Annotated in this window: 8 protein-coding genes; all 8 read right to left on the minus strand. The window is 48.1% G+C overall.

Annotated elements, in window-relative coordinates:
• Positions 1–57 precede the first annotated feature (57 nt).
• The 8 genes from LI015_RS27555 to LI015_RS27590 all read right to left on the minus strand — a co-directional run bounded on the left by LI015_RS27555 (position 58) and on the right by LI015_RS27590 (position 6,624).
• Positions 58–768, minus strand: a complete 711-nt coding sequence (locus LI015_RS27555; protein ID WP_054354481.1) for a DNA-methyltransferase — start codon at positions 766–768, stop codon at positions 58–60.
• 238 nt (positions 769–1,006) lie between these two features.
• Positions 1,007–1,240: a hypothetical protein gene (locus LI015_RS27560; RefSeq protein WP_227126741.1), complete on the minus strand. Its 234-nt coding sequence runs from the start codon at positions 1,238–1,240 to the stop codon at positions 1,007–1,009.
• The gene (locus LI015_RS27565) at positions 1,237–2,619 is read right to left on the minus strand and encodes a DEAD/DEAH box helicase (protein WP_227126742.1); all 1,383 of its coding nucleotides are present in this window, start codon (positions 2,617–2,619) and stop codon (positions 1,237–1,239) included. Before LI015_RS27565 ends, LI015_RS27560 begins: the two co-directional genes overlap by 4 nt.
• Positions 2,597–3,055, minus strand: a complete 459-nt coding sequence (locus LI015_RS27570; protein ID WP_227126743.1) for a Holliday junction resolvase RecU — start codon at positions 3,053–3,055, stop codon at positions 2,597–2,599. The genes LI015_RS27565 and LI015_RS27570 overlap by 23 nt, the downstream gene beginning before the upstream one ends.
• Positions 3,052–3,270 (minus strand): hypothetical protein, encoded by a 219-nt coding sequence (locus LI015_RS27575; RefSeq protein ID WP_227126744.1) that lies wholly within the window; start codon positions 3,268–3,270, stop codon positions 3,052–3,054. Before LI015_RS27575 ends, LI015_RS27570 begins: the two co-directional genes overlap by 4 nt.
• 325 nt (positions 3,271–3,595) lie before the next feature.
• Positions 3,596–5,491, minus strand: coding sequence for a DUF927 domain-containing protein (locus LI015_RS27580; RefSeq protein WP_227126745.1), 1,896 nt, complete (start codon positions 5,489–5,491; stop codon positions 3,596–3,598).
• Entirely contained in the window at positions 5,421–6,053 is a 633-nt protein-coding gene (locus LI015_RS27585) for a CHC2 zinc finger domain-containing protein (protein WP_319641363.1), read from the minus strand. Before LI015_RS27585 ends, LI015_RS27580 begins: the two co-directional genes overlap by 71 nt.
• A complete protein-coding gene (locus LI015_RS27590; RefSeq protein ID WP_227126747.1) occupies positions 6,019–6,624 on the minus strand; it encodes a DUF669 domain-containing protein in 606 nt (201 codons plus the stop codon). Before LI015_RS27590 ends, LI015_RS27585 begins: the two co-directional genes overlap by 35 nt.
• Between the last annotated feature and the right edge of the window lie 75 nt (positions 6,625–6,699).

The raw sequence follows: 6,699 nt of genomic DNA on the forward strand, positions 1-6,699 counted from the left end.
GGACAAGGCTCTAATCGTTCCATCTATGCTCCTTCCTCCGGTTCTCCCGGAAAATTGTTAATCTACCCTATCAAGGGCAATGCGATAGTTTACAGTATCTTTTTCTATCCCTATGTACTCCCGGCCCAGCTCCTGACAGGCCACACCTGTTGTATTGCTCCCCATGCAGCTATCTAAAACCGTATCCCCAGAATTGGTGTATGTACGGATAAAATACTTACATGCCTCTAATGGTTTTTGGGTCGGATGCAGCCTCTCACGCTGTGTATCCCATTTAAACCGCAAAACATCGCGAGGATAACGCTCCGTGCTCCCTCCTCCTGATATGCCAGTTCGTGTCTTACCATAATTGCTGCCATCGCTTACATGCTTGGTATAGCTGTGTACTGGACTATGTCCGGTTGTTATCTGCGGATTATAAGTGGGTAGGTGCTTATAAAATATCAGTACATTTTCATGGCACTTCATCGGCATTTTAGCAGCATTCAGATGTCCAGTACCCTTTGTTTTTTCAATAATCCATTCATACCTGTACATTTTCAGGTTACTGCAGGCCAGCACCTTATCAAATGGGGACTGTGCCCAAAGAGCTATACACCCGTTGTCTTTAATAATCCGGCCGTAATGTTCCCATAAGCGTTTTAGGTCAATCATGCAATCCCAGCCATTGCGGGTTGTCCCATAGGGTAAATCTGTAAAAATCATATCTATGGATTTATCTTGTATGCCCGGAAGAATGTCCAGGCAATCTCCTAAAAATAATTCCATGCGTTCAAGGGGCCGCTGCAGCTTTCATCCGGATAGCCCGTCCTCCTTCCTTAATCACTTAAATAACGATTTATGATATCACATTCCTATTACGCTCTCCCGGCATGCATCCGAAGTGAATGTGAAGCTCCGTTCGCCGTCTTGTCTTGATATACACATGGTCTCCGCTTATCTCCCTGCCACACTCACTGCAGACGTAGACTGAAGATTTCGGTTGTTTTTTTTTCTTTTGCCTTATTCATCGTGTCTCTTCCTCCAGCTGTGAGAAGGTAGCCAGCATCAGCCTGCCGCAAATCGGTGCTCCATTGTACTTCCCCATGATATCAGCAAAATCCCTCGTCGCTCCGTCCCACGTGCCAGGCTCCATGGGTTTTCCGTGATACTTCAAGTAAAAGTTGTACGCATCGCAAAACACGCCTTTTACAAGCTTCCCATTTTCTTTATCTCGTTCTATCTGCCCTTTTGTGGTCATAAGATGCACCCCGCCTTCTTGTAATGCGCTCGACGGCGCTTGTATTGATTCTGACAGAACTGGATATCATCCACATAGTCATAGCAGATTGCATCATCCTTGCCTTGGAATACCCTGGCTATCCTTCCAATGCTCTGCGTGACCACAGCATAATCCTTTTTAGGTGTTGTCATATATAACCGGTCAAGACGTGGTATATCCAGTCCCTCCTTAGCCAGTGAATAGCTGGCAAACAGGAAATGCTTCTTCCCATCCCGCATATCCTCAATAGCCCTCTCCCTGGCGGTCCTCCCCGTCTTACTTGTCATGCTGCCATCAATCATTACGGCAAATGGCCTGTATTCCTCTGGCAACAGGTTCATAAGAGTCCTGAGATGTTCCAGGCGGTCTGACAAAACCAGGTTCCAGCACACCGCATTATTAAGAAGGTCCTTCACAATCATCTCATTTCTCTGGCTGCTGCCGGTCAGATATGGGATAAGTTTTCCATAATCCAATGTCCCATCCGTATCCAGGCAGTACCGGCTGGTCTCAATTCCGGTATCGCGCTGCACAATCCGTACTTTCATTGTCTTATCGGCCACTGCTTCATCCGGTACCCGGTATTCCACTGGTCCCAGCACCGCAAATGTACTCCTGATCATCCCATCCGACCGATGCACCGTAGCTGACAGGCCATATTTATATCTGGCCGCCAGGCTGTTCATGACACGGTAGAACATGGTCATCTGCGTAGGCGTACCGGCCAGTCTGTGGCACTCGTCAACAATGATCACATCCCAGCTGTCCCGATATAGGGACAGGTCCAGCCTGCACAGTGTCTGGACCGTTGCGAATGTCATATGGCTGCCAATGTGTACCTTCCCTGCCGTTATCTTCCCAAGGGTCTCCTTCGGTAAATACTGGGATGCCCTGTCGAAGGATTGGGTAAGCAGGTCCTGCGTATGTGTAATCCATAAGGTCCTGCGTGATAACGCAGCCGCCAGGGCAATCCCCATCTGTGTCTTGCCTGAACCGCACGGACTCTGCAGGATTCCGCAGCTCCTATGGCTCATCGTCTTGACTGCAGGTTCCTGGTAGTCATACAGGGGGATTTCACCTGCATATTCCATATGTCCATTATCCGCAAGCTGTATCTCCACCGTATCCTCCGGCGTCATGAACTGTCTGACCTGCTTCCCTACGCCGACCGGGATAACCAGGTCACTGCCCTCCACGCGGTAAAGCCATAGGTATCGTGGCGTGCTTCCTGTCCACAGTCCCCTGCGGGTCCGGTCCGTATATTCCGGATTTGAGATGACCAGATTCTCGCTGCACCAGTCCTGTAAAGCTTTCGTCGCGTCCTTTACCCGGATTTCACTCCCAATCTGTATCTTCATTCACATACTCCACTTTTTCCATTTCTCGGTAAACATCCAAATCGTCCAGCCAGCTCTGTAGGCTGCGTCCATACCGGACGATGCTGTTCTCTCCGATTTGCGTCACCCCGTCATCTTTAAGTTTCTTTAAAACCTCAAAATCCACCAGATATATACCTGTTTCCGGATACCGGATCACAAACATTCCGCGCTTGTTTCCCGTCAGCCGAAACAACTTCATTGCATTGTACTGGTTCTCCTCCATCCTGCTGAGTGGAAATCTATTACCTTGGCAGTCTTTACAGTCAAAGAGATAAGCATTTCCGTCCCTGGCTGCAATCACATCACAGGGCTGTCCGTTCCTATTATCCTGGAACAGATGGACCCAGAACCAGTTGTCTGCCAGGATGCCGGCAAACTCTTTTTCAAACCTTGTTCCTGCCGCCTTATTACTCATATCTTGTCCAGCTCCCTTTCAATATCCAGTGTCAACCTGCGGATTACTCTCATATTGTCGCGGATTCTCTCCTTCGATGGATGCCGCATACTGTACAGCTTTTCACAATCTCCTGTCTCATCTGCCTCTTTTTCAGCTGCACGATACGCTTTTAAATTCATCAATTCTTTCTGCGCATCAAACAGAAGGCCGGAAATAACATCAAAATTCATCATATTCGTTCAATCCTCCTTTTTGCTTACAGTCCAACCATTTTTCAAGGTCGTCCAACCGGGTTTTTGACCAATTTAGGCCCGGAAACCCTTTATTTTGCGTATGGTCCAACCGTCCAACCTAAAATCCGGTTGCATAACTGTATATTTTTAGAGTAGAATTATATTGTTAAAATTTATACAAACTTTTCTTCTCTCCATACGAGATATATTAAACTGGTTGGACTAGTTGGACTGGTTGGACTGTATATAAAAAAGCCTTATTTTATGCGGGTTTCAGGGTCCAACCTAAAAAATGTGCATGGTTGGACTGGTTGGACCCCCATGTCTAATCAAATGGAAGCCGCTCCTGTTCCCCATCAACCACCATAAATCCATTCGGATCCGTATCGTCGTCATCCTGTGGCAGAATAAGTTTTATATAACTTGACTTAATTCCATACACCTTTGTGTTATGTATAAATTTCCCCTGCGGGGTCCTCTTTAGATATCCCTTATCATTCCATTTCCTGCTGACCGCGGTGTAGTCAAACCCTCCCTGGTCCAGATATGCCAGCAAAACGTCCCGATTGATAATCAGCAGTTCTCCATCAATTTTCCCCCATACTTCTCCCTTATTGGTTGAGTCAGGCGCTTTGGGGTCCTCAAAACGAACCGGATTCTTTGCTGCCCAGTTGAGGACTGACTGATAGGCCCTCTCTGCCACATCTACCTCATATGCACTATGTAGATACTGTTTTATCTGTTCTACACGGATCGCCTGCTCTCCTGTAAAGAACAGTTTCACAGCAATCTCATCCGCAAGCAGGATACAGGCCATTGCCATTGCCTGTTTATCAGTCGTATCCAGCCTACACAGCTCGTCAAAGATTGCCCTGTAACGTTCTACAATCCTTTCTGCCTCCTGCTCCTGCAGGTACTCCACAAATCTCCTCCCCGCAACCCCATAGTTCTCCTGCACCACACTGCTGACATAATGCCCGTCGTCTACCAGCGGACCGTCAATTGCAATCTCAATTACCCGGTTTTTAGATCCGCCTCCGGAATTTGCCTTCGTTATCGGCTCTTCTCCCGTGAACAGGAAACTGTTCTTCCAGGTCCTGGTTTCCTCGACTCCGCCATAGGCCCGCGCCCGCCCCCGGTCCACCCCCTCAGTAATCTGATAAATCAATTGGTCGAAGTTTCCCTGCCATTTATCTTTAATAGTCTGAAGCTCATCCCCCGCGAATGGGATGCTGCATAAGAAGGCTGCATTACGCATAATCGCGTTTTTGGTCATATTCATTGTTTTAACAAGGCCGCCCATCTTTGGATTTCCCCAGATACTCATGGAAACCATCAGTGCCACCGTCTTACAGGTTCCGGTCGTTCCCCAGACGTGCAGCACAAATGGCAGTACCTTAAGTGGTTCCAGAAGCACAGAAGCAAAACTGGCCGCCATCATCATCCGAAGTGGTACATTCTGCCGCAGACCGGCACACAGCTCCTTCCATACCTCGAAACTTCCTGCTTCCTTTACATTCCGGAAAATAACCTCATAGTCCATATCTCCTTCATATCGGATATCCTCGGCGTAGGGAGTGAATGAGCTTCCTACCCATCCCAGGCGGTTAATGGATTTCTTCGGGTTGAGGGTCAAAGGATTGAGTCCTACACACTCAGATATATAGCGGACCATGTTCTTCGCATTGTCAGATGTTACCTCGATTCCGAACTGGCTCAGGGCATCCACAATCTTATTGGCATTGGCGCACACGCTCCTGTCCACCGTAATAGTCTGCCACATAGCCGATTTGAAGTAAGCCAGTGTAATGCGTTCCTGGGCTGTATCCACGTTTTTCAGTATCTCTACCGGCAGAATCGGATGGCTGCAGGCCACAACTGGCATCGGCATTGCATTCTTATCGTATCGGACCGTCCTTACCCCAAGGTCATTCGCGGTCCATTCACCGCAAACCAGTTCCATTGGCTGGTCCGTGAACCTCGTTTTTTGCCCCGTCTGTTTCTGTTTCTGCGCATAATCCAGAACAAAGGATTTATAAACGTTATTAAATTCTGTTGCCCGTTTAAGTTTTCTGGCGGTATTACGCAGTGCCTCAATATACTGAGTCCGTTCCACATTATCCTCAATCTCGAAAATATGGTAGAATATTTCATCTGGAAATGGTTCCGTCGGCTTCAATACGGATATACCAGTCAGCAATTCGTCTTTCGACTTCTCCAATCTTTTTCACCGCCTTCTTGTCTGCAAATAGTTCTTCTGGACACTGCTCCAGACAATCAAGCAGATATTCCACATGTGATAGACTTCCAAGTCCTTCCCAGAAATGCTCATTACGCTCACGGACTGCCATGCAAAGTAGCCCACGGTAAACTGTCAGGTACATTCTTGACCGCTTTATGAAGGCCGCCAGTTCCCGCCGCCTGCGCTGTATTTTCTCCGCCTCTCGCTTTTCCCGGTATGTTACGGGTACATTGATAGGGATATCAAAGGCCACCGCCAGTTCCTGCGCCGCCTTTGCGTTGCTGATTCCACGATACAATGCCGTAAACTTAATCTGGTCCCCTCCTGTCCCGCAGGTAAAACAATAAAATCCCTTCCCATTTGGATATATCCTAAGGCTGGGATCCGTATCATGGTGGAAGGGGCATAAACACAGCCCCTTCCGATTCACCTGAATACCGCAGTATTCCACTACCTGCCGCATTGAGACACCTTCCCTAACCTTCCGGAACAACTCCGGGTCATAACTACATAAATGGTATCCCTTCATCTTCCACTCCATCCGGAATGTTCATAAAGCCATCCCCAACCGTGCTGGCAGTATCAGGGACTTTCCTCTGTACCGGGCCATCCGGCAGAAGTTCATCCTCTGGGATCTCCGCCTCAGCAAGGCCTGCAACGCTGCGGATCCGAAACAGTTCGGTCACAATGGGACGGCTCCCATTTTCCGCTTCATACTGCCGGCGCCGGAATATGCCACCAAACCGCTTCCCCACCAGCGTCTTTTCATTGTCCTCCTTATCCCATTGGAATGTGAAATTATTTGACCGTTCAATGGATGTGATGATTCCTTTAAACCATGACAGGCCCTTCCCATCCATGTTCTGCTTGAATACGCCACGCCATTTGGCCCCGGATGGGTTCTGTATCTTGTCCGCGTCAAACATTTTCTTATAGAAATCTTTGTGCTCCCCCGTCAGGATGTCATACAGGAGCACAAACTGCTGGTTCCCATTCTTTGATTCCTGTACCGCCACCTGCTTGATGACACACTCATATTTCCCTTTAGGCAGCTGCTGGGATTCCCCTGTATAAGCGGCCGCCTCGTCATATCCTTGTGGTTTCTTAATCATTCTGTTTATCCTCCTTATGCTTATAATAATCTCTCGGAATCTCTAAGCCAGTAAATATAAGGCTTTCAGATTCCT

This window comes from Enterocloster sp. 210928-DFI.2.20 (assembly GCF_020554465.1).
GTDB classification, from domain to species: Bacteria; Bacillota; Clostridia; order Lachnospirales; family Lachnospiraceae; genus Enterocloster; species Enterocloster bolteae.

Bases quoted from the DNA above. Each gene is read 5' to 3' on its own strand.
- LI015_RS27555 (WP_054354481.1), bottom strand. From the start codon at position 768: ATGGAATTATTTTTAGGAGATTGCCTGGACATTCTTCCGGGCATACAA.
- LI015_RS27560 (WP_227126741.1), bottom strand. From the start codon at position 1,240: ATGACCACAAAAGGGCAGATAGAACGAGATAAAGAAAATGGGAAGCTT.
- LI015_RS27565 (WP_227126742.1), bottom strand. From the start codon at position 2,619: ATGAAGATACAGATTGGGAGTGAAATCCGGGTAAAGGACGCGACGAAA.
- LI015_RS27570 (WP_227126743.1), bottom strand. From the start codon at position 3,055: ATGAGTAATAAGGCGGCAGGAACAAGGTTTGAAAAAGAGTTTGCCGGC.
- LI015_RS27575 (WP_227126744.1), bottom strand. From the start codon at position 3,270: ATGATGAATTTTGATGTTATTTCCGGCCTTCTGTTTGATGCGCAGAAA.
- LI015_RS27585 (WP_319641363.1), bottom strand. From the start codon at position 6,053: ATGGAGTGGAAGATGAAGGGATACCATTTATGTAGTTATGACCCGGAG.
- LI015_RS27590 (WP_227126747.1), bottom strand. From the start codon at position 6,624: ATGATTAAGAAACCACAAGGATATGACGAGGCGGCCGCTTATACAGGG.